Annotated in this window: 1 tRNA gene and 1 rRNA gene; both read right to left on the bottom strand. The window is 51.4% G+C overall.

What is annotated here, in order from left to right:
* Positions 1 to 87: ribosomal RNA gene (rrf, locus tag D1646_RS04110) — 5S ribosomal RNA — on the bottom strand; the annotation flags it as partial.
* 45 nt (positions 88 to 132) lie between these two features.
* A tRNA-Glu gene (locus D1646_RS04105) sits at positions 133 to 207 on the bottom strand.
* Positions 208 to 253 lie beyond the last annotated feature (46 nt).

Below are 253 nucleotides of genomic sequence, written 5' to 3'. Positions count from 1 at the left end.
CTCCAGACAAGTATTTTCGGCAGAAGCGAGCTTAACTTCCGTGTTCGGAATGGGAACGGGTGGACCCTCGCCCTAATCAGCACCTACTATTTTAATCACCGAAGTGACTAAAACCGATATAAAGTTTTAAACTGGTGACCCGTACGGGAATCGAACCCATGTTTGCGGCGTGAGAAGCCGCCGTCTTAACCGCTTGACCAACGGGCCATATGGTGCGCCTTCAGGGATTCGAACCCGGGACCCACTGATTAAG

The organism is Pseudoflavonifractor sp. 60 (genome assembly GCF_009911645.1).
GTDB lineage: Bacteria > Bacillota > Clostridia > Oscillospirales > Oscillospiraceae > Lawsonibacter.
Note: the sequence above shows the minus strand (reverse complement) of the source record. Positions and strands in the feature narration are given on the sequence as shown.